The following is a 20,251-nucleotide window of genomic DNA, read 5'->3' as shown; positions in this document are numbered from 1 at the left end:
GGCCTTCAAGGACTGTTCATGACTCTCCATTCCTTATCGCGCCGCAGCCTGGTGGCCCTGGCCTCGGCGTGCGCGCTGTCCTGCGCGTGGACCGTGGCCGGTGCTGCCACCGCGTTCGACTTCAGTCCGGAGCAAAAAGGCCGCATCCGCGCCGAGAAAGACGCAGCGGCCGTCCAGGCCATTCCGAAGAATTTCAAGTTCGTGAAGGAAGGCGTCTTCACCGTGGCGATCGCGCCGTTTGCGCCGCCCATCGCCACGTATGCCAGCGACGCCAAGACCGTGGTGGGGTTCGATCCGGACTATGCGCAGCTGATTGCCGACGCGCTGGGGCTCAAGCTCGAACTGCTGCCCATTGCCTGGGCCGACTGGCCGCTCGGTCTCACCTCGGGCAAGTACGACGCGGTGATCTCCAACGTGGGCGTGACGGAGCTGCGCAAGGAGAAGTACGACTTCTCCACCTACCGCCTGGGGCTGCACGGCTTTTATGTGCGCGCCGACAGCAAGATCACGTCCATCAAGGAGCCCAAGGACATTGCGGGGCTCAAGGTCATCACCGGATCGGGCACCAACCAGGAGCGCATCCTGCTGGAGTGGAACAAGCAGAACGTCGCCGCAGGCCTCAAGCCCGTGGAGCCCGTGTACTTTGACGACGACGCCGCGCGGCTGCTGGGCGTGGTGTCGGGCCGGGCCGACGCCAACTTCAACCCCAACGCGCCGCAGGCCTACCACGCGGCCAAGGACGGCAAGATCAAGCTCGTGGGCACGGTGAACGCGGGCTGGCCGCTCAAGTCCGACGTGGCCATCACCACGCGCAAGGGCTCGGGCCTGGCCGATGCGCTGACGCTGGCCACCAACAGGCTCATAAATAACGGCAAGTACACGCAGGCGCTACAGCGCTGGAGCCTGCTGGAGGAGGCTTTGCCCAAATCCGAAACCAACCCCCCAGGACTACCGAAGTTTTGAAAATGGCCATCGCGCATCTCGCATTCCTGACCCCTGGCAACTACGCCGAGGACAGCCCGCTGCAAGGGCTGGAAGACACCTTGCGCCTGTTCGAGCTGGGGGAAGCCCTGGGCTACCAGGGCGCGTGGGTGCGTCAGCGGCATCTGGAGCGGGCGGTGTCGTCCGCGGCCACGCTGCTGGCTGCGGCCACACAGCGCACGCGGCGCATCGCGCTGGGCACGGCGGTGATTCAGATGGGGTATGAGAACCCGTTCCGTCTGGCCGAGGACCTGGCCACGGTGGATGTGCTGTCGCGCGGGCGGCTGCAGGTGGGGCTGAGTGCGGGGGCGCCGCCGTACGGGCCGCTGTTGGGCGGGCGCTTGTTCGACGGCGATGCGCAGGCCATCGATTTTTCGCACGCCCGGGTGGAGCGCTTGCGCAGCAATTTGCGCGGCGACTTCTTGGGTGACGATGATTTCTTCGTGGAGTCGCCTGCAGGCCGCCAGCGCCCGCGGGTGCAGCCGCATGCTGCAGGGCTGGTGGAGCGCCTGTGGTACGGGGGCGGCTCTTTGCGGTCAGCCCAATGGGCGGGTGCGAACGGCTACCACTTGCTGATCGGCAATCTCAACCGAGGTGAGCAGACGGACGACTTCTTCGCGGCGCAGCGCAGCCAGCTCGACTTGTTCCACGCGAACTGGTCGGCGCCGTATGCGCCGCGTGTGGCGCTGGGGCGGGTCATCGTGCCGCTGGACAGTGCGGACGCCGGCACGCGCGCCCGCTACCGTGCATGGGCTGCATTGCGGTTGCCGCGCACGCTGGGACCGCAGGGCGACCGCCGCACGCTGTTCGCGCGCGACCTGGTGGGCACGTCGGACGAGATTCTGGAGAGCCTGCGCCAGGACCCCATCGTGCCGCAGGTGCAGGCGTTGCGGCTGGAGCTTCCGTACGACTTCAGCGTCGAAGACTATGCGCAGATCCTGAGCGACACCGCGCGGTACATCGCACCGGAACTCGGCTGGTCACCGGCTGATTCGGGGCCTGGGGCTTGCGGCGGTCACTGCCCGGCGCGTGCGGCGGACACTTCGCGGCCCAGTTCGATCACGGCCATCGCGTAGTAGCTCGACCAGTTGTAGCGGGTGATGGCGTAGAAGTTCTCGGTGCCTGCCACGTAGCTCGCAGCATCGCCGCCGTTTTGCAGTTCGATCAACGCCAGCGGGCCGGTGTGCTGCACGCCCGCGGCGTCCAGCACGGCGCCCTTGGCCTGCATGCTGGCGACGCTGAAGGTGGGCAGGATGTCAGGGGCCATCAGGTCATCGAGCTGCAGGCGTGCGGCATCGAACTGCACGCCGAAGTGCGTGGGCATGCCGGGCGTCCACCCATGGCCGCGAAAGTAGTTGGCGACCGAGCCGATGGCGTCGGTCGGACTGTTGAACAGGTCCACTCGGCCGTCGCCATCGAAGTCGATGGCATAGCGCACCCAACTGGACGGCATGAACTGGCCCAGGCCCATGGCACCGGCATAGCTGCCCCGGGCCTCGAACGGGTCGGTGTTGCTGCGGTTGGTGAAGCTCAGGAATTGTTCGAGCTCACGGCGAAAGAACTCGGTGCGCTCCTTGGCGCGCGGGTGGGCCGACGGGAAGTCGAAGGCCAGCGTGGCCAGCGCATCCATCACACGGAAGTTGCCCATCTGCTGGCCGTAGATGGTTTCCACGCCGATGATGCCCACGATGATCTCTGCAGGCACGCCGTATTCGCGCTCGGCCCGCGCGAGTGCGGCCTCGTTCTGCTGCCAAAAGCGCACGCCCGCGCGGATGCGTATGGGCTCCACAAAGCGGCTGCGGTACACGCGCCAGTTCTTGGCCGTGCCCTTGGCGGGCGGCAGCATCAGGCGGGGCACCTGCGTGAGGAACTGCGCCTGGCCGATGGCCTGGCGCACCCACTCGCGGTCCAGGTCGCGGCGCGCGGCCAGGTCGTCGGCAAACTGCAGGGCCTCCGGGCGGGTGGCGTACAGGACGGCGGGCTGGCTGGCGGGCGCTGCGCTGCTCTTGCCCGCGGGTTTCGGGGTTTTTTGCGTGTTAGCGCTTGCTGGGGTGGAGATGGATGCTACCAATGTGATAGCAATTGCAAGGGCGGTCCGGCTCAAGGGGTTCAGCATGTCCGATATCGGTGTATTCAATGGGGTGCGGGCTTGGGCCAGGGCAGGCTGCGGAATTCGCTGCGCAACGTGCCGAGTTCAACGCCGGGGTCGGGGGCATAGCGCAGGCGCTCCAGGCGCAGCAGCCAGTCGGCCACCGCGGCGGCCGGGGTGCCGAATTGTGCCTGCACGCGCTCGGCCATCGCGCGGGGCGGCAGGTTGTCTGGCAACGCCAGGCCTGCCCGCGCCAGCCGCTGGCGCGTGCGCGCCAGCAGCCGCAGCCACGGGTCGTGCTGGCTGCGCTCCCACAGGCCCCAGGCTCCAGCCACCACGGCAGCTGAGATGATCAGGTAGCCCAGGACGGTGGTCAGGTCCTGCCAGCTGGGCGATTCGAACCCCAGGGCCTTGAGCAGGTCCATCTGGCGGCTCTGGGTGTAGTTGAGCACCCACTGGTTCCAGCTGTTGTTGACGGCTTCCCAGACGGCGCGCAGGCTCTGGGTCATCCCCATGGTGCCCATTGCCGCAGCGAAAGCGCCCTGGGGGGCCCGCAGGCGCTGGAACTGGCCGATCCGGCCGGGGGATACCGCGCCGGTGGGGTCCACGCGCACCCAGCCGCGGCCTTCCATCCAGACTTCGGCCCAGGCATGCGCATCGGCGTTGCGCACGGTCCAGTAGCCATCCACCGGGTTGCGCTCACCGCCCTGGTAGCCGGTGACGATGCGCGCAGGCACGTCCATGGCGCGCATCAGGATGACGAACGCGGAGGCGATGTGTTCGCAAAAACCTTCCTTGCGGTCGAACCAGAATTCGTCGGCGGTGTGTTCGCCGAAGACGCCAGGGTCGAGGGAATAGCTGTAGCCGCCGGTGCGCAGGCGTTGCAGGGCTGCAGTGACGAGGGCCTGCGTCCCTCCGCCGGACAGGGCCGGGTCTGCCCGCATCTGCGTGGCTAGCTCCAGGGTGCGCGGGTTGAAACCGGGCGGCAGCTCGGTGTGCACGCGCAATGGGCGCACCGATTGCTGTGGGCCATGGCGGAACTCCGGGTAGCTCACGGCCTTATAGCGCAGCACCTCCGTGATGGGGCGCGTGGTCAGCCACTGTAGATCCTGCGTCATGTAAGCCTGCATGTTGGGCAGGCTGGGCGCCTCGGGGGTGGCTTCCAGCACCATCAGCCAGGGTTGCCGCTGGGGTTCGAGCGTCACTTCGTACCGCACGGCGGGGCCGCTGGTCTGCAGGTTTGCCGGCAGGGCCACACGGGCCGCCCATGCGCTGTCTTCGCGAAACGGTTCCGCATTCCACTGCCGGCCGTCGAAGCCCGTCAAGACGGGGCCTCGGAAATAGAGCATCGCCTGGGGCGGCACATCGTCGACGCTCCCTTCGAAGCGCAGGCGGATGGCCACGCGCTCATCGAGCGCGATCTCGGCCATGTCGCCGATCTTCATCGTGCCCGACAGGCCGCTGCGCCCGGTGAGGTTCTCGCTGGGCATGCCCCACAGCGGCGCCATGCGCGGGAACAGCATGAACAGCGCCACCATGATCGGGGCACCCAGCAAGGCCATGGTGCCGGCGATGCGGAAGGTCTGCGCGAGGGCAGGGCGCCCCACGGGCATGTGCGCGTTGACCAGTGCCATGAGCAGGCCCAGCAGCGCCACCAGCATGGCCGCCGCCGTGGGCAGCGACTGCGAGAAGAAGAAATTGCTGAGCATTGTGAAGAAGCCCAGGAAGAACACCACCATCGCGTCGCGCCGGGCGCGCAGCTCCAGCATCTTGAGCACCAGCAGCAACACGATCAGCGTCACCCCGGCGTCGCGACCAAGGATGGTGCGGTGGGTGAGCAGCGTGCCCACCACCGCCAGCGCCAGCAGCGCGGCCACCGTCCAGCGGCCCGGTAGGGCCTTGCCCTGGATGGCCAGCCAGCCGCGCCACAGCAGCAGCCCGCCCGCAAGCACGGTGGTCCACACCGGAAGGTTGGGGACCTGCGGGGCGATGACCCAGACGATCACGAACAACAGGAACAGCGTGTCGCGCGCGTCGCGCGGCAGGGAGGTCAGCGTTTGGCGCAGGGTCATTGCGAAAGGGTCACGCTCGGCGTTCCGGTGAATGGTTTGCTATTGAAAACATAGCTTTTGGGGCTTATGGGTGTTGCGGAGGGGGGGGTCGGTGCTGTGGTCAGCACAGCGCCAGCGCCTCCAGGCAACGCCTGCGGTGCGCGACGCCGGTGTCGGGGTGGATTTCCACGCCCGGCAGGCGCAGTCCATATTCCAGCCCCAGCCGGTCGGCCTGCAGCACCCAGGCCGCAAGGCGCGAAATGCGTGCCTCATGGTCGGGCAGCGTGGCGCGCGCCAGGTCCAGCCACAGCTCCTGCCGCTGGGCCTGCTGCGCATCCCGGCTGACCAGGTCATCCGTGCCCGTGCCCAAGGTCTTGGCGGCTTTCTTCCAGACCACCAGCTTCAAAGGGTCGCCGCGCCGGTAGGCGCGCACACCGTCGAACTCGCCGATGCCCTGAGTCGGCGTACTGCCGGCACCACCCGTGCGCGGCTCACCGGAGGGTAAGGGCGGCACGGGATTTTCGGGCGCGGGGTACACCAGCACCTGCGCGGCGGGGCGCCAGTATGTCCACACCCGGAAGGTGCCCAGCGGAAACCGGGTTTCGGCGGTGAGGGTGGGCACACGGTGCAGACCCCGGCGCTCTGGCTTGAAGGCCACCTGCACGCTGGCCTGCCCCTGCGCCGGCACGTCCGTCCAGGCCCAGTGGTGCGGCTCCTTGCCCGTGCCGTGCACCGACAGCGCAATGCCGTAGCGGGGCGTCTTGCGCTCGCTGGACACCTGGATGTCGAACGCCGTGCTGGTGCCCATGAAATGCGGATCCGGCGCTTTCAGGTGCAGCGTGAGGCCGCGCAGGTTGGCGTGACAGATGTGCATGCCGATCACCGCGCTGCCGGCGAGCAGAAACGTCAGCAGATAGCCCAGGTTGAGCTGGTAGTTGATTGAGGCAATGAGCAGGACGATCAGCGTCAGCGCCAGCATCCAGCCCGCTCCGGTGGGCAGGATGTACACATTGCGCTGGGTCAGCGTCAGCGTGTCGTTCAGCGGCAACCGGCCCTGCCACCAGTGCTGAAAGCGCCGGCGCAGCGGTGCTATCGGGCTAAGCCGCGCCGCCAAGCCACGCCAGCGCGCCAAGGGTGAGAGGGAAAGCGGGGCAGCGGAGTCCATGCGTCAGGCCAGCGGTACTGCATCCACCATGGCCCGCACCTGCTCCACAGCCCCGCGCCCCGCATCCCCCACAGGCACCAGGCGGTGGGCGATCGTCTGGGGTAGCACGGCCTGCACGTCGTCGGGGGCCACGTAGTCGCGCCCGCTGATAAGGGCCTGGGCCTTGGCCGCACGCACCAGGGCGATGCCGGCGCGGGGCGACAGGCCCTGCAAAAACCAGCGGCCCGAGCGGGTGGCGGCGATCAGGTCCTGCACATAGTTCAGCAGCGGGTCGGCGGTGTGCACGGCCACCACCTGGCGCTGCAGTTCGGCCAGCTCTTCGTCGGACAGCAGGGGCAGCATGGTGTCCACCATGTCGCGGCGGTCGGCGCCGGCCAGCAGCACGCGCTCGGCAGCCCGGTCGGGGTAGCCGATGGAGATGCGCATCAGGAACCGGTCCAGTTGCGATTCGGGCAGTGCGAAGGTGCCCAGCTGGTCGTGCGGGTTTTGCGTGGCGATCACGAAAAAGGGGTGGGGCAGGGGGCGCGTCTCGCCTTCCACCGACACCTGTTTTTCTTCCATGGCCTCGAGCAGCGCGCTTTGGGTCTTGGGGCTGGCGCGGTTGATCTCGTCGGCCAGCAGCACTTGAGCAAATACGGGGCCAGGGTGGAACACAAAAGCCTCCTTGCCTCGCTCGTAGACCGATACGCCGGTCAGGTCGCTCGGCATCAGGTCGGCCGTGAACTGAACGCGCGAAAACTGCAGGCCGAATGTGCGCGAAAGCGCATGGGCCAGCGTGGTCTTGCCCACCCCGGGCACGTCTTCGATGAGCAGGTGCCCGCCGGCCAGCAGGCAGGCCACGCAGTCCTGTACCTGCGCCTGTTTGCCCACGATCACCGTGTTAAGCTGATCCAGTAAGGATTTGATCTTGTGCTGTGCATTCATAGCGCGACGTTATCCGAAAAACACCAAAAATTGCGATACGCGGGGACAAGACTGTGAGCAAGACGGGCTATTTCACCCATCGGGACTGTTGGAAGCACGAGATGGGCCCGGGTCACCCTGAATGCCCCGAACGGCTGGATGCCATCGAAGACCGCTTGCTGGTCACCGGCGTGGGCGATGCGCTGGAGCGCTACGACGCCCCCGAGGCGTCGCTCGCCGACATTGAACTGGCCCACGGCCGCATGCACATCGCAGCGTTGCGCGGCCTGTCCGACCGGCTCAACGAAGAGCTGATGGCAGGCGGCCCCCACTACGCGCAGATCGACACCGACACCTCCATCAACGCCCACACCTGGAAGGCATCGCTGCGCGCTGCTGGTGCGGCGCTGGCCGCGACCGATGCGGTGATGGCCGGGGAGATCGAGAACGCGTTCTGCTCCGTGCGCCCGCCCGGCCACCATGCCTGCCGTGACAAGGCCATGGGCTTTTGCTTCTTCAATAACGTGGCGGTGGCGGCCAAGTACGCGCTGCAGCGCTACAACCTGCGGCGTGTGGCGGTGGTGGACTTCGACGTGCACCACGGCAACGGCACCGAGGACATTCTGGCCAACGACCCGCGTGCGCTGATGGTCAGCATCTTCCAGCACCCGTTCTACCCGTACAGCGGAGACCAGAGCCCGGCCCCCAACATGGTCAATGTGCCGGTACCGGCGTACACCCGCGGCATGGACATCCGCGAGATCATCGAGATGATGTGGATGCCCCGGCTGGAGGCCTTCAAGCCCGAAATGATTTTTGTGAGCGCAGGCTTCGATGGTCACCGCGAAGACGACATGGGGCAGCTGGGCCTGACCGAGCAGGACTACGCCTGGATCACCCAGCGGGTGAAGGATGTGGCGCTGCGATATTCCAAGGGACGTATCGTCTCGTGCCTGGAAGGCGGCTATGTGATGGGGCCGCTGGCGCGCAGCGTGGAAGCGCATTTGCGGGTCCTTGCGGATCTTTAGGGATGCTCTGCACGAATCAAGCGGAAAGTGGGCGCTGCGGATCGGGAGGGGCTGCAAGGCGCAAAACGCAGCAATAGCTGGAGCTATTGCGAGTATTTGCAACGCTGCAGACTGCCCGAGCCCGCAGATGCCCACGACGCGCTGATTCGTGCAGAGCATCCCTGGCTCCCCCTGAGCCGCCTGCGGCGTCTTCCCCCTGAGGGGACGCCACCCGTGGCCTGGCGGAGCCAGTTCCACGGTGGCGCTGGCATGGCAGCGTGCTTGGTTTGACGCTCGCTGTCTATGAATAGAAAAGATATGACGACCTTGAACTCTGAACAATTGCTGCTGGCCACCCGCGATGCGCGCGGCGTGGTCACCCTGACCCTGAACGACCCGGCCCGCTTCAACGCGCTGGGCACCGAGATGCTGTCCGCGCTGCAGCAGGCGCTGGATGCCGCGGGCCGCGACGAGTCGGTGCGGGTGGTGGTGTTGGCTGCAGCGGGCAAGGCCTTTTGCGCGGGCCACAACTTGAAGGACATGGCCGCGAACCCCGAGCTGGCTTACTACCAAAAGCTGTTTGCCCAATGCAGCCGCATGATGCTCACCATCCACAAGCTGCCGGTGCCGGTGATTGCGCGCGTGCAGGGCATGGCCACCGCGGCGGGTTGCCAGCTGGTGGCGCAGTGCGATCTGGCCGTGGCGGCCGACACCGCCAGCTTTGCCACCAGCGGCATCCACTACGGCCTGTTCTGCGCCACGCCCAGCGTGCCGCTGGTGCGCAATGTGCCGGCCAAGCGGGCGATGGAGATGCTGCTGACGGGCGACTTCATCGACGCGCCCACCGCGCTGGCGCAGGGGCTGGTCAACCGGGTGGTGCCGGCCGACGCGCTGGATGCCGAAGTCGAGCAGCTGGTGCAGGCCATCCTGAATAAGCCCCGCGTGGCCGTGGCCATGGGCAAGGCGCTGGTGTACCAGCAGCGCGAACTGGGCATGGACGCCGCCTACCAGCTGGCGGGCCAGGCCATGGCCACGAACATGATGGACGCCGCGGCGCAGGAGGGCGCACGCGCCTTTGCCGACAAGCGCCAGCCTGAATGGAAGCAGTGAACACCATGGCTGTAGACGCAAGTTTGATGCTGGACGGCCTGGGGCGCTGGGCCGAGGCCTTTGTGCGCCCCACGGTGTTGGTGGAGCTGGCCGCGCTGGTGGCCTGCGTGGGGCTGGCCTGGTGGCTGGTCACGCTGCTGCAGCGCGGGCTGCACCACGGGGACCCGCGGTCGATCCTGTTCGGCACCCGCGTCATCGACGGAGCGCTGTTCCCGCTGGCGCTGCTGAGCCTGGCCTACGTGGCCCGCACCTCGTTGATGCACTGGATGCCGCTGGCGGTGTTCCGGGTGGCGATTCCGGTGCTGGTGTCATTGGTGGTGATCCGCATCGGCGTGAAGGTGCTGCAGGCCGCGTACCCGGACGCCACCTGGGTGCGGCCCATCGAGCGATCGATTTCCTGGGTGGCCTGGCTGGGCATGGTGCTGTGGGTCACGGGCCTGCTGCCGCTGGTGCTGGAGGAGCTGGACCAGATCCACTGGAAGGTCGGTGGCTCCAACCTGTCGGTGCGCACTCTCATCGAAGGGGCGCTCACCGCAGGCGCGGTGCTGCTGATCGCGCTGTGGATATCGGCCGCCATCGAGGCGCGCCTGCTGCGTGCCGCCACGGGCGCCGAGCTGTCGCTGCGCAAGGCGGTGAGCAACGCGGTGCGGGCGCTGCTGATTTTCGTGGGCCTGATCATGGCGCTGTCGGCCGTGGGGATCGACTTGACCGCACTGTCTGTGCTGGGTGGCGCCATCGGCGTGGGGCTGGGGTTTGGCCTGCAAAAGCTCGCGTCCAACTACGTGAGCGGCTTCGTGATCCTGGCCGAACGCAGCATGCGCATCGGCGACAACGTGCGCGTCGACAATTTCGAAGGCCGCATCACCGACATCAGGGCGCGCTACACCGTGGTGCGCTCGTCCACGGGCCGCGAGTCAATCGTGCCCAACGAGATGCTGATCATCCAGCGGGTCGAGAACCTGTCGCTGGCCGACACGCGGGTGTGGCTCTCCACGGTGGTCAGCGTGGCTTACGAGACCGATGTGGACCTTGCCACCGGCCTGCTTGCCGAGGCCGCGCTGGCCAGCAGCCGCGTACTGCGCGACCCTGCTCCCAGCGTGGCCTTGTCGGCGTTTGGGGCCGATGGCCTGGAGTTCACCGTGGGCTTCTGGATCGCCGACCCGGAGAACGGGTCGCTGGGGCTGCGCTCTGAAATCAACCGCGCCATCCTGAAGGCTTTGCGCGCCCACAAAATCGAAATCCCCTACCCGCAGCGGGTCATGCATGTGCAGGTCGATGGCGCATTGCCTGCGGCCCTGGCGCCTGCGGTTACGCCTTCCGCGCCGTCCGGTGCGGCTCCGTAGGCCCTGACGCAGACCCCGGTTGCCGCATGCGACAGCCGCACTGGACAAGTGGCCGCTGCAGTCGCCTATAATCCGTAAAAAGCACGATCGTTCTTTTTTTCGATCCTGCACGCTGTGTCCCGGCTCCGTAGCACTCTCGCTGCAGCGCGGCATAGAATGTTCTAGTTTACGTAAACGTCAATTCAACCAACTCTAGGAGCCGCAGCAATGAAGGTCTTGGTCCCTGTCAAGCGCGTGGTGGACTACAACGTGAAGGTCCGCGTCAAATCGGACAATACGGGTGTGGACATCGCCAACGTGAAGATGAGCATGAACCCCTTTGACGAAATCGCCGTCGAAGAGGCCGTGCGCCTGAAAGAAAAGGGCCTGGTGACCGAAGTCATCGCTGTGTCCTGCGGCGTGACCCAGTGCCAGGAAACCCTGCGCACCGCGATGGCCATCGGCGCCGACCGCGCCATCCTGGTCGAGACCGACGTCGAGCTGCAGCCCCTGGCCGTGGCCAAGCTGCTCAAGGCCCTGTTCGACAAGGAACAGCCCGGCCTCATCATCCTGGGCAAGCAGGCCATCGACGACGATGCCAACCAGACCGGCCAGATGCTGGCGGCGCTGGCCGACCTGCCGCAAGCCACCTTCGCCAGCAAGGTCGAACTGTCGGCCGACAAGGTCAGCGTGACCCGCGAAGTGGATGGCGGCGCTGAGACGCTGTCGCTGACGCTGCCCGCCGTCATCACCACCGACCTGCGCCTGAACGAGCCCCGCTACGTCACCTTGCCCAACATCATGAAGGCCAAGAAGAAGCAGCTCGACATCGTCAAGCCCGAAGACCTCGGCGTGGACGTGGCGCCTCGCCTGAAGACCCTGAAGGTGACCGAGCCCGCCAAGCGCGGCGCCGGCGTCAAGGTGGCCGATGTGGCCGCCCTGGTCGACAAGCTCAAGAACGAAGCAAAAGTCATCTAAGGAGAACAAGAAATGACCGTACTCGTTATTGCAGAACACGACAACGCGTCCATCAAGGGCGCAACCCTCAACACTGTGACCGCCGCTGTGGCGTGCGGCGGCGACGTGCACGTGCTGGTGGCCGGCCACAACGCAGGCGCCGCCGCAGCCGCTGCGGGCCAGATCGCCGGCGTCGCCAAGGTCATCCATGCCGATGCCCCGGGCCTCGAACACGGCCTGGCAGAAAACGTGGCCGCCCAGGTGCTGGCCATTGCCTCGAGCTACAGCCACATCCTGTTCGCGTCCACCGCCAGCGGCAAGAACGTGGCCCCCCGCGTGGCCGCCAAGCTCGACGTCGCGCAGATCAGCGACATTACCAAGGTGGTCGCCGCCGACACCTTCGAGCGCCCCATCTACGCCGGCAACGCCGTCGCCACGGTGCAAAGCGCCGACAGCGTGAAGGTCATCACCGTGCGCACCACGGGCTTTGACGCTGCTGCCGCCACTGGTGGCTCCGCAGCGGTGGAAACCGCCGCTGCAACCGCCGACGCCGGCAAGAGCACCTTCCTGGGCAGCGAGATCGCCAAGAACGACCGCCCCGAGCTGACCGCCGCCAAGATCATCGTCTCCGGTGGACGCGCGCTGGGCAGCAAGGAAAAGTTCGACGAAGTCATCACCCCCCTGGCCGACAAGCTGGGCGCCGCCATCGGCGCATCGCGCGCCGCGGTGGATGCGGGCTACGCACCGAACGACCTGCAAGTGGGCCAGACGGGCAAGATCGTGGCGCCGCAGCTGTACGTGGCCGCCGGCATCTCGGGCGCCATCCAACACTTGGCCGGCATGAAGGACTCCAAGGTGATCGTCGCGATCAACAAGGACCCGGAAGCGCCGATCTTCAGCGTGGCCGACTATGGCCTGGAGGCTGATCTGTTCACGGCCGTTCCTGAATTGGTCAAGGCGCTCTGAGCACGCCGCTGGCCCGCAAAAAGGCATCGCTTGCGGTGCCTTTTTTTTGAGTTTTTTCCGCTATCTCGGAGACTTTCATGAGTTACATCGCCCCCGTCAAGGACATGCTGTTCGCCATCGAGCACCTGGCCTGCATTGAACAGATCGCGCAGATCCCCGGTTTTGAAGACGCGGGGCTCGACACAGCGCAGGCCGTGCTGGAAGAGTGCGCCAAGTTCAACGAGGGCGTGCTGGCTCCGCTCAACTTCGAAGGCGACAAGAACCCGTCGAGCTGGAAAGACGGCGTGGTCACCACCACCCCCGGCTTCAAGGAGGCCTTTCGCCAATACGGCGAAGGCGGCTGGCAAGGCCTGCAGCACCCGGCCGACTTCGGCGGCCAGGGCCTGCCCAAGACCATCGGTGCGGCGTGCATCGAGATGACCAACAGCGCCAACATGAGCTTTGCGCTGTGCCCATTGCTGACCGACGGCGCCATCGAAGCGCTGCTCACCGCCGGCAGCGACGAGCTCAAGACCACGTACCTTGAAAAGCTGGTGACCGGCGAGTGGACCGGCACCATGAACCTGACCGAACCCCAGGCGGGCTCGGACCTGGCCCTGGTGCGCACGCGTGCCGAACCCCAGGCCGATGGCAGCTACAAGGTCTTCGGCACCAAGATCTTCATCACCTACGGCGAACACGACATGGCCGAGAACATCGTGCATCTGGTGCTGGCCCGGGTGGCGGGTGCGCCTGAGGGTGTGAAGGGCATCAGCCTGTTCGTGGTGCCCAAATTCATGGTCAACCAGGACGGCACGCTGGGCGCGCGCAACGACGCGCACTGCGTGAGCATCGAGCACAAGTTGGGCATCAAGGCATCGCCCACGGCGGTGCTGCAGTTCGGCGACCACGGTGGTGCGGTGGGCTACCTGGTCGGCGAAGAAAACCGCGGCCTCGAATACATGTTCATCATGATGAACGCCGCGCGCTATGCCGTGGGCATGCAGGGCATCGCGATCTCTGAGCGCGCCTACCAGAAGGCCGTGCAGTACGCCAAGGACCGCGTGCAGAGCCGCCCGGTGGACGGCTCCATGGCCGCCAGCGCGGCCATCATTCACCACCCCGATGTGAAGCGCATGCTCATGACCATGCGCGCCACCGTGGAAGGCTGCCGCGCCATGGCCACCGTGGCGGCGGCCGCGTTCGATGCCGCGCACCACCACCCGGACGCCGACACGCGCAAGCAGAACCAGGCGTTCTATGAGTTCATGGTGCCGTTGGTCAAGGGCTACAGCACCGAGACCAGCCTGGAGGTCACCAGCCTGGGCGTGCAGGTGCACGGCGGCATGGGCTTCATCGAAGAAACCGGCGCCGCGCAGTACTACCGCGACGCCAAGATTCTGACCATCTACGAAGGCACCACCGCCATCCAGGCCAACGACCTCGTGGGCCGCAAGACGGCGCGCGATGGCGGCCAGGTGGCCAAGGGCATTGCTGCGCAGATCGAGACCACCGAAGGCGAGCTGCTGGCCAGCGGCACCCCGGCCGCCCTGGCCGTCGCCAAACGCCTCACGGCTGCGCGCAAGGCGCTGCTCGACGTGATCGACTTCGTGGCGGGCGGCACCAAGACCCAGCCCAACGCTGTGTTCGCGGGCAGCGTGCCCTACCTGATGCTGGCAGGCAACGTCGTGGCGGGCTGGCAGCTGGCGCGCAGCCTGCTGGTGGCCCAGGAGCTGTTGCACAAGGGACAGGACACCGTGTTCATGCAGGCAAAAATCACGACAGCGCAGTTCTACGCGGAGCACATCCTGGTCAAGGCACCGGGCCTGCGCGACAGCATCGTCGAAGGTGCTGCCAGCGTGACGGAACTGGCGCTCGACGCGTTCTGATCGGCACCGGCCCAGCCTTTGCTCAGCCGTGCCCTGCCGTCGATGGTGAGGAGACTTGCCTTGGGTGATGTCTCAAGGCGATTGCTATAAAAATAATAGCTGCTAGCGCTTGCCTATCAAGCGGTAGGGGCTGTTTTGAATCAAATTCTTTGTTCTGGAAGTCGCTGCCATGTCCACACTGCCTCCTGTTTTGCAGAACCTCTCGCTCCCCGTCATCGGGTCGCCGCTGTTCATCATCAGCAACCCCAAGCTCGTGATCGAGCAGTGCAAGGCGGGTGTGGTGGGTTCCATGCCCGCGCTCAATGCGCGCCCGGCCGAGTTGCTCGACGAATGGCTGGCCGAGATCACCGAGACGCTGGCCGCCTACAACAAGGCGAACCCGGACAAGCCCGCCGCGCCCTTCGCCATCAACCAGATCGTGCACAAGAGCAATGACCGGCTCGACCACGACATGCAGGTCTGCGCCAAGTACAAGGTGCCGATCATCATCACCAGCCTGGGCGCACGCGAGGACGTGAACCAGGCCGTGCACGCCTGGGGTGGCGTGGTGCTGCACGACATCATCAACAACAAGTTCGCGCACAAGGCCATCGAGAAGGGCGCCGACGGCCTGATCGCCGTGGCGGCCGGTGCAGGCGGCCATGCAGGCGTGAAGAGTCCGTTCGCGCTGATCCAGGAAATCCGCCAGTGGTTCGACGGCCCCGTCGCGCTCAGCGGCTCCATCGCCAGCGGTGATGCGGTGCTGGCCGCGCAGGCCATGGGCGCGGATTTTGGCTACATCGGCTCGGCTTTCATCGCCACGCACGAGGCGCGTGCCAGCGACGAGTACAAGCAGGCCATCGTGGCCGGCAACTCCGACGACATCGTCTACAGCAACCTCTTCACCGGCGTGCACGGCAACTACCTGGCGCCGTCCATCCGCGCGGCTGGCATGGACCCCGACAACCTGCCCGAGTCCGACCCCAGCAAGATGAACTTCGGCGGCGACGCCAAGAAGGCCTGGAAGGACATCTGGGGCTGCGGCCAGGGCATCGGTGCCATCGACGCCGTGACCAGCACCGCCGACCTGGTGGCTCGCCTGCGCACCGAGTACGAGGCCGCCCGCGCCCGCCTCAAGCTCTGAGTTCTGCATCCCCGTCAGGCCGGCTGTGGGGTCGGCCCGCTAGTATCTCCCCTGCGCCCGCAGCGTGTCACGCGCTGCGGGCGCAGCTGTTTGTGCAGCGGCTCTGGCAGGTTTTTGCACCGATCGGGACCGGGCAAACCCCCAATAGACGGCGCCGCTCGGCCTGGTGAATGATGATGAACCATAACCAGATCAGCGCCGCGGACAGCGAGTGCTGCTCACCATCATCGCGGGGGATCGCGCCATGCTTCGTTCAACTTTGCTGGGCCTGCTGTTGCTGGCCCTGGGTGCCAGCCAGGGCGCGCATGCCCGCAATGAGGGCGTGACGAACGACGAGATCCGGCTGGGCGCGTCGGCAGTGCTCTCCGGCCCCCTGGGCCCGCAGACGGCGCAGTACGGAGAGGGCTCGCGGCTGATGTTCGACGCCGTGAACGCGCAGGGCGGCGTGCACGGCCGCATGATCCGCTACACCACGCTGGACGACGCCTTCGACACCGCCAAGGCCGTGGAGAACACGCGCCAGCTGCTGGAGACCGACAAGGTCTTCATGATCTACAACAGCACCGGCACGGCACAGACCGCCGCCATCCTGCCGTTGATCAAGGAGCACCGCACACTGCTGTTCGGCCCGGTCACGGGGGCATCGGTGTTCCGTGAAACGCTGAACCCGCTGGTCTTCCACGTGCGCGCAGGCTACGCCAGCGAGGCCACCAAGATCGTGTCCCAGCTGCGCCAGCAGGGCATCAGCCGCGTGGCGGTGTTCTACCAGGACGACGGCCTGGGCAAGACACTGCTGGCCGAACTCAAGAAGGCATCCGACGAAGAAAAGCTCGCGTTCGTCGCCGAGATCAAGGTCGACCCCAAGCAGCCCGACTTCGCGGCCGCCGCGCAAGCGGCCGAGAAGGCGCAGCCGCAGGCCGTCATCGTGGCCACGGCGGGCACCACGTTCACCAGCTTCGTCAAGGCCGTGCAGGCCACGGCGGCGCGGCCGGCGTACTACGGATTTTCGGTGGCCAGCATGGACGTGATCCAGCGCGAGCTCAAGGACAAGGCGCGCGGCATCATCCTGGCGCAGATCATGCCGTCGCTGCGCAACACCACCGTGCCGGTGGTGGCCGAGTACCTGGCCCTGCTGCGCGCCAAGTCGCCCAACGCCCAGCCGTCGGCCTCGCAGTTCGAGGGCTTCGTGCACGCCCGGCTGCTGGTGGAGGGCCTGCGCCGCACCGGCCGCAACCTGACCACCGAGTCGTTCACCAAGACCATGGAAGACGCGGGCGAGATCTCGTTCGGGCGCTTCAACGTCAAGTACTCGCCCAGGAGCCACAACGGGTCTACCTATGTGGAGCTGGCCATTGTGGATGCGGAGGGGAGCTTGCGGTATTGATATTGAGCTGGCTGCAGCGGCGGGGTGTTGGGCGAGTCCATGAGGTAGCGAGATGGAGCAGCTTCTGCAGCCTCCATCCGTTCGGGCTGAGCCTGTCGAAGCCTTGCACGGCGCTTCGACGGGCTCAGCGCGAACGGTCTTGGTGGTGTGCGGCCTGCATCGCTGACCCTTCACAACCCATACGTCAGCTCCCGCGCCTTGCCCCAGAACACCCGGTACATGAAGACCGTGTACACGATGATCGCCGGCAGCGTGATGGCCATGCCGATGCCGATCACGACCAGCGACTCCGGTGCGCTGGCGGCGTCCCACACCGTGAGGCGGTCGATCACGATGTACGGGTAGATGCTGTAGGCCAGGCCGAGGAACGCCAGCATGAAGATCAGCACCGTGGCCACGAACACGATCCAGCCGTAGCCGGCCTGCACCACGCGCGGCGTGCCCAGCACGTGGCGGATGGCGAAGAACGCCGCCACGCACGCCAGCGGAATCGGCAGCAGCGCGAACAGCTCGGGCAGTACGAACCATTTGGCGAACACCGTGTGGCTGACCAGCGGTGTGGCCAGCGAGATGCCCAGCAGCGCCAGGCCCATGGGCCACAGCACGCGCTGGCCCCACGTGGCGGCTTTGGTCTGCAGGTCGCCATCGGTCTTCATCAGCAGCCAGCCCACACCGAGCATGGCGTACGCCGCCGGCAGCGTGAGCGCGATGCCCGCCGAGAACAGCAGGCCCCAGGCGTCGTTCTGAAACCCGGTCACATACGCGCCCAGCATCCAGCCCTGCGCCAGCGTGGTGACCAGCGAGCCACCGGCAAACAGCTTGTTCCAGGTGGCCTTGTGCGCATCGCGGGCCTTCACCCGAAAGTCGAACGCCACGCCGCGCAGGGTCAGCCCCAGCAGCATGGCCGCCACGGGCAGGTACAGTGCCGACAGCACCACGCTGTGCGCCATCGGAAAGCAGATCAGCAGCACGCCCACACCCAGCACGAGCCAGGTTTCGTTGGCGTCCCAGAAGGGGCCGATGCTGGAGACCATCACGTCCTTTTCGGCATCGGTGGCCAGGGGCAGCAGGATGCCCACGCCCAGGTCGTACCCGTCCAAAATCACGTAGGCGAGCAGAGCCAGGCCCATGACGGCCATGAAGACCAGGGGCAGGGTGTGGGCCAGGGTCATTTCCATGGTGTTCTCCTCAGGCAGCAGGGGGTGTGGGCAGCGGCGACTGGCCTGGAGGCGGAACGGCCGGTACGGGCATGGCTGGGTGCTCGGACATGTACTTGATCACGCCGATGTAGGCCACGAGCAGCAGCACATAGACCGTGAGGTAGGCCGCCAGCGTGGTCGCCACCATCGCCGGCGGGTGCGCGGCCACGGCGTCCGCCGTCTTGAACAGGCCGTAGACCAGGTAGGGCTGGCGGCCGATCTCCGTCACGTACCAGCCGGCCAGCGTGGCCACCCAGCCCGAGAACGTCATGCCCACCAGCGTGAACAGCAGCACGCGGGGCAGGGCGGCGGTTGCCTGCTTGCGACGGCGGTACAGCACCCAGGCGCTGGCCCAGGCCACGGCCAGCATGAGCATGCCCATGCCCACCATCACGCGGAAGGCCCAGAACACCGGCGCTACCGGCGGGTGGGCACTCGGAAACTCGTTCAGCCCCTTGAGCTCGGCGTCGATGTCGTGCGCCAGGATCAGGCTGGCGGCCTTGGGGATCTGCAGCGCGTAGTCGGTGCGGCGTTCTTTCTCGTTGGGCAGGCCGAACAGCGTGAGGGGCGCGCCTTTCTCGGTGTGCCAGATACCCTCGATGGCCGCGATCTTGGCGGGCTGGTGCTGCAGCGTGTTCAGGCCGTGCATGTCGCCCATGAGGATCTGCAGCGGGATGGCGATGGCCACGGCTGTGACGGCGGTGCGCAGCGCCTTGCGCGTGCCCTCGGTGGCCGTGCCCTTGATCAACTGCCACGCGCTGACGCCGGCGATCAGAAAGCCGGCGGTCAGTGCCGATGCGAGCAGCTTGTGGCCCAGGCGGTAGGGGAACGACGGGTTGAACACGATGGCGAGCCAGTCCACCGCGTGGAACTTGCCGTCGATGATCTCGTAGCCCTGCGGTGTCTGCATCCAGGAGTTCAGGCTCAAGATCCAGAACGCCGACAGCGTGGTGCCGAACGCCACCATCAGCGTGGCGACCAGGTGCACCCGCTCGGACACGCGGCCCCGGCCGAACAGCATGATCCCGAGGAAGGTGGCTTCCAGAAAGAAGGCCGTGAGCACCTCGTAGCCCAGCAGCGGCCCGGCGATGTTGCCCACGTGCTCCATGAAACCCGGCCAGTTGGTGCCGAACTGAAAGCTCATCGTGATGCCCGAGACCACACCCAGTGCAAAGGTGAGCGCGAACACCTTGGTCCACAGGTAGTAGGCCTGCTCCCAGCCCTTGGCGGCCGGCGTGCCGCGCGTGGCGGTGTACCGCAGGCGAAAGAACACCAGGAACCAGCACAGCGCGATGGTGATGGTCGGGAACAGGATGTGAAAGCTGATGTTGGCCGCGAACTGGATGCGCGACAGCATGAAGGTGTCCATGGCCTCAGGCCCCCTTGTTGTCCTTGGCCGGCGAGCCCTTGCCCGTCAGCCGGTCCTTGAACTCCAGCACCCGGGTCACCGCGGTGCCCATGCCCATGAGCTGCATGGCGGTCTCGGGCGCCAGGCGCTGCACGTCGTCGAACCAGGTCATGAGCCGGTCGATGAGCTCGTGCATCTCGCGCATGCGCTCCTGGGCGTGGCGCTCCGCGTCGGTGCCGGGTTCTTCGAGCAGCGCCATGCGCAGCATCGACAGCGTGGGCTCGATTTCGCGGCGGCGGCGCTCTTCGGCCAGCACACGGAAGATCTCCCACACGTCCTTGGGCGCCTCGAAATACTCGCGCCGGTCGCCGGGCTGGTGGCTGAGCTTGACCAGGCGCCAGGCCTGCAGTTCTTTCAAGCCCATGCTCACGTTGGACCGCGAGAACTCCAGCGTCTCGGCAATCTCGTCAGCATTGAGCGGGCGGGACGACAGAAAGATGAGCGCATACATCTGCCCCACCGTGCGGTTGATGCCCCACCGGCTGCCCATCTCGCCGAAGTGGGCGACGAACTGTCGGTTGAGGGGGGGCAGATGGTTGATGTAGGTCATGGCCATGCATTGTGCCTGTAATTTCTGAATTTTCAGTATTTACTGAAAATTCAGAATATGCCGGGGTTGTGCGCTGGGTTATCCATGTCCGAGGCGCGGTGCGGTGTACGGGCGGGGTGCAGACACCTACGTGACGAGCATTTGTGCCATCACAGGGGACAATAGAAG

17 protein-coding genes are annotated in these 20,251 nt (G+C 66.4%); 10 read left to right on the top strand and 7 right to left on the bottom strand.

The annotated features are described in order from the left end of the window. The first annotated feature begins 18 nt into the window (after positions 1 to 18). The gene (locus ACSQ3N_RS19500; RefSeq protein WP_436147189.1) at positions 19 to 963 is read left to right on the top strand and encodes an ABC transporter substrate-binding protein; all 945 of its coding nucleotides are present in this window, start codon (positions 19 to 21) and stop codon (positions 961 to 963) included. Between the two features lie 2 nt (positions 964 to 965). Beyond that, entirely contained in the window at positions 966 to 2,057 is a 1,092-nt protein-coding gene (locus ACSQ3N_RS19495; RefSeq protein ID WP_436147188.1) for an LLM class flavin-dependent oxidoreductase, read from the top strand. On the opposite strand, the gene mltB is transcribed toward ACSQ3N_RS19495, so the two are convergent. From mltB to ACSQ3N_RS19475, 4 genes are all read right to left on the bottom strand, one after another. After that, positions 1,997 to 3,097, bottom strand: a complete 1,101-nt coding sequence (gene mltB, locus ACSQ3N_RS19490; RefSeq protein ID WP_436147187.1) for a lytic murein transglycosylase B — start codon at positions 3,095 to 3,097, stop codon at positions 1,997 to 1,999. The two genes, ACSQ3N_RS19495 and mltB, sit on opposite strands and share 61 nt — an antisense overlap. A gap of 17 nt (positions 3,098 to 3,114) precedes the next feature. Next, a complete protein-coding gene (locus tag ACSQ3N_RS19485) occupies positions 3,115 to 5,142 on the bottom strand; it encodes a transglutaminaseTgpA domain-containing protein (RefSeq protein WP_436147186.1) in 2,028 nt (675 codons plus the stop codon). Positions 5,143 to 5,242: 100 nt separating this feature from the next. After that, positions 5,243 to 6,286 (bottom strand): DUF58 domain-containing protein, encoded by a 1,044-nt coding sequence (locus ACSQ3N_RS19480; RefSeq protein WP_436147185.1) that lies wholly within the window; start codon positions 6,284 to 6,286, stop codon positions 5,243 to 5,245. 3 nt (positions 6,287 to 6,289) lie between these two features. Then, positions 6,290 to 7,210, bottom strand: coding sequence for an AAA family ATPase (locus ACSQ3N_RS19475; protein ID WP_436147184.1), 921 nt, complete (start codon positions 7,208 to 7,210; stop codon positions 6,290 to 6,292). Between the two features lie 101 nt (positions 7,211 to 7,311). Between ACSQ3N_RS19475 and ACSQ3N_RS19470 the strand changes: the two genes are divergently transcribed. The 8 genes from ACSQ3N_RS19470 (at position 7,312) to ACSQ3N_RS19435 (ending at position 16,926) form a co-directional block, all read left to right on the top strand. Beyond that, a complete protein-coding gene (locus tag ACSQ3N_RS19470; protein ID WP_056170316.1) occupies positions 7,312 to 8,217 on the top strand; it encodes a histone deacetylase family protein in 906 nt (301 codons plus the stop codon). A gap of 297 nt (positions 8,218 to 8,514) precedes the next feature. Beyond that, positions 8,515 to 9,306 carry an enoyl-CoA hydratase gene (locus tag ACSQ3N_RS19465; RefSeq protein WP_056170313.1) on the top strand — a complete coding sequence of 264 codons (792 nt, stop codon included), beginning with the start codon at positions 8,515 to 8,517 and terminating at the stop codon, positions 9,304 to 9,306. 5 nt (positions 9,307 to 9,311) lie between these two features. Further along, the gene (locus ACSQ3N_RS19460) at positions 9,312 to 10,649 is read left to right on the top strand and encodes a mechanosensitive ion channel family protein (protein ID WP_056170760.1); all 1,338 of its coding nucleotides are present in this window, start codon (positions 9,312 to 9,314) and stop codon (positions 10,647 to 10,649) included. Between the two features lie 207 nt (positions 10,650 to 10,856). After that, positions 10,857 to 11,606, top strand: coding sequence for an electron transfer flavoprotein subunit beta/FixA family protein (locus ACSQ3N_RS19455; RefSeq protein WP_436147183.1), 750 nt, complete (start codon positions 10,857 to 10,859; stop codon positions 11,604 to 11,606). A 12-nt stretch (positions 11,607 to 11,618) separates the two neighbouring features. Next, a complete protein-coding gene (locus ACSQ3N_RS19450; protein WP_436147182.1) occupies positions 11,619 to 12,551 on the top strand; it encodes an electron transfer flavoprotein subunit alpha/FixB family protein in 933 nt (310 codons plus the stop codon). Positions 12,552 to 12,628: 77 nt separating this feature from the next. Continuing rightward, positions 12,629 to 14,419 carry an acyl-CoA dehydrogenase gene (locus tag ACSQ3N_RS19445; protein WP_056170304.1) on the top strand — a complete coding sequence of 597 codons (1,791 nt, stop codon included), beginning with the start codon at positions 12,629 to 12,631 and terminating at the stop codon, positions 14,417 to 14,419. Positions 14,420 to 14,588: 169 nt separating this feature from the next. Continuing rightward, positions 14,589 to 15,542, top strand: a complete 954-nt coding sequence (locus ACSQ3N_RS19440) for an NAD(P)H-dependent flavin oxidoreductase (RefSeq protein WP_436147181.1) — start codon at positions 14,589 to 14,591, stop codon at positions 15,540 to 15,542. A 244-nt stretch (positions 15,543 to 15,786) separates the two neighbouring features. Then, positions 15,787 to 16,926 carry an ABC transporter substrate-binding protein gene (locus ACSQ3N_RS19435; RefSeq protein WP_056170757.1) on the top strand — a complete coding sequence of 380 codons (1,140 nt, stop codon included), beginning with the start codon at positions 15,787 to 15,789 and terminating at the stop codon, positions 16,924 to 16,926. A gap of 170 nt (positions 16,927 to 17,096) precedes the next feature. On the opposite strand, the gene ACSQ3N_RS19430 is transcribed toward ACSQ3N_RS19435, so the two are convergent. The 3 genes from ACSQ3N_RS19430 to ACSQ3N_RS19420 are packed head-to-tail and all read right to left on the bottom strand — an operon-like array spanning position 17,097 to position 20,083. Further along, positions 17,097 to 18,098, bottom strand: a complete 1,002-nt coding sequence (locus tag ACSQ3N_RS19430) for a cytochrome d ubiquinol oxidase subunit II (RefSeq protein ID WP_369817176.1) — start codon at positions 18,096 to 18,098, stop codon at positions 17,097 to 17,099. Between the two features lie 16 nt (positions 18,099 to 18,114). Beyond that, positions 18,115 to 19,494 carry a cytochrome ubiquinol oxidase subunit I gene (locus ACSQ3N_RS19425; protein WP_436147180.1) on the bottom strand — a complete coding sequence of 460 codons (1,380 nt, stop codon included), beginning with the start codon at positions 19,492 to 19,494 and terminating at the stop codon, positions 18,115 to 18,117. A 4-nt stretch (positions 19,495 to 19,498) separates the two neighbouring features. After that, positions 19,499 to 20,083, bottom strand: coding sequence for a GbsR/MarR family transcriptional regulator (locus tag ACSQ3N_RS19420; protein WP_056170756.1), 585 nt, complete (start codon positions 20,081 to 20,083; stop codon positions 19,499 to 19,501). Positions 20,084 to 20,251: the final 168 nt, after the last annotated feature.

The organism is Acidovorax sp. LjRoot194 (assembly GCF_964253015.1).
Classification (GTDB): Bacteria; Pseudomonadota; Gammaproteobacteria; order Burkholderiales; family Burkholderiaceae_C; genus Acidovorax.
The sequence above is the reverse complement of the archived record's forward strand: the minus strand, read 5'-3'. Positions and strand labels throughout refer to the sequence as shown.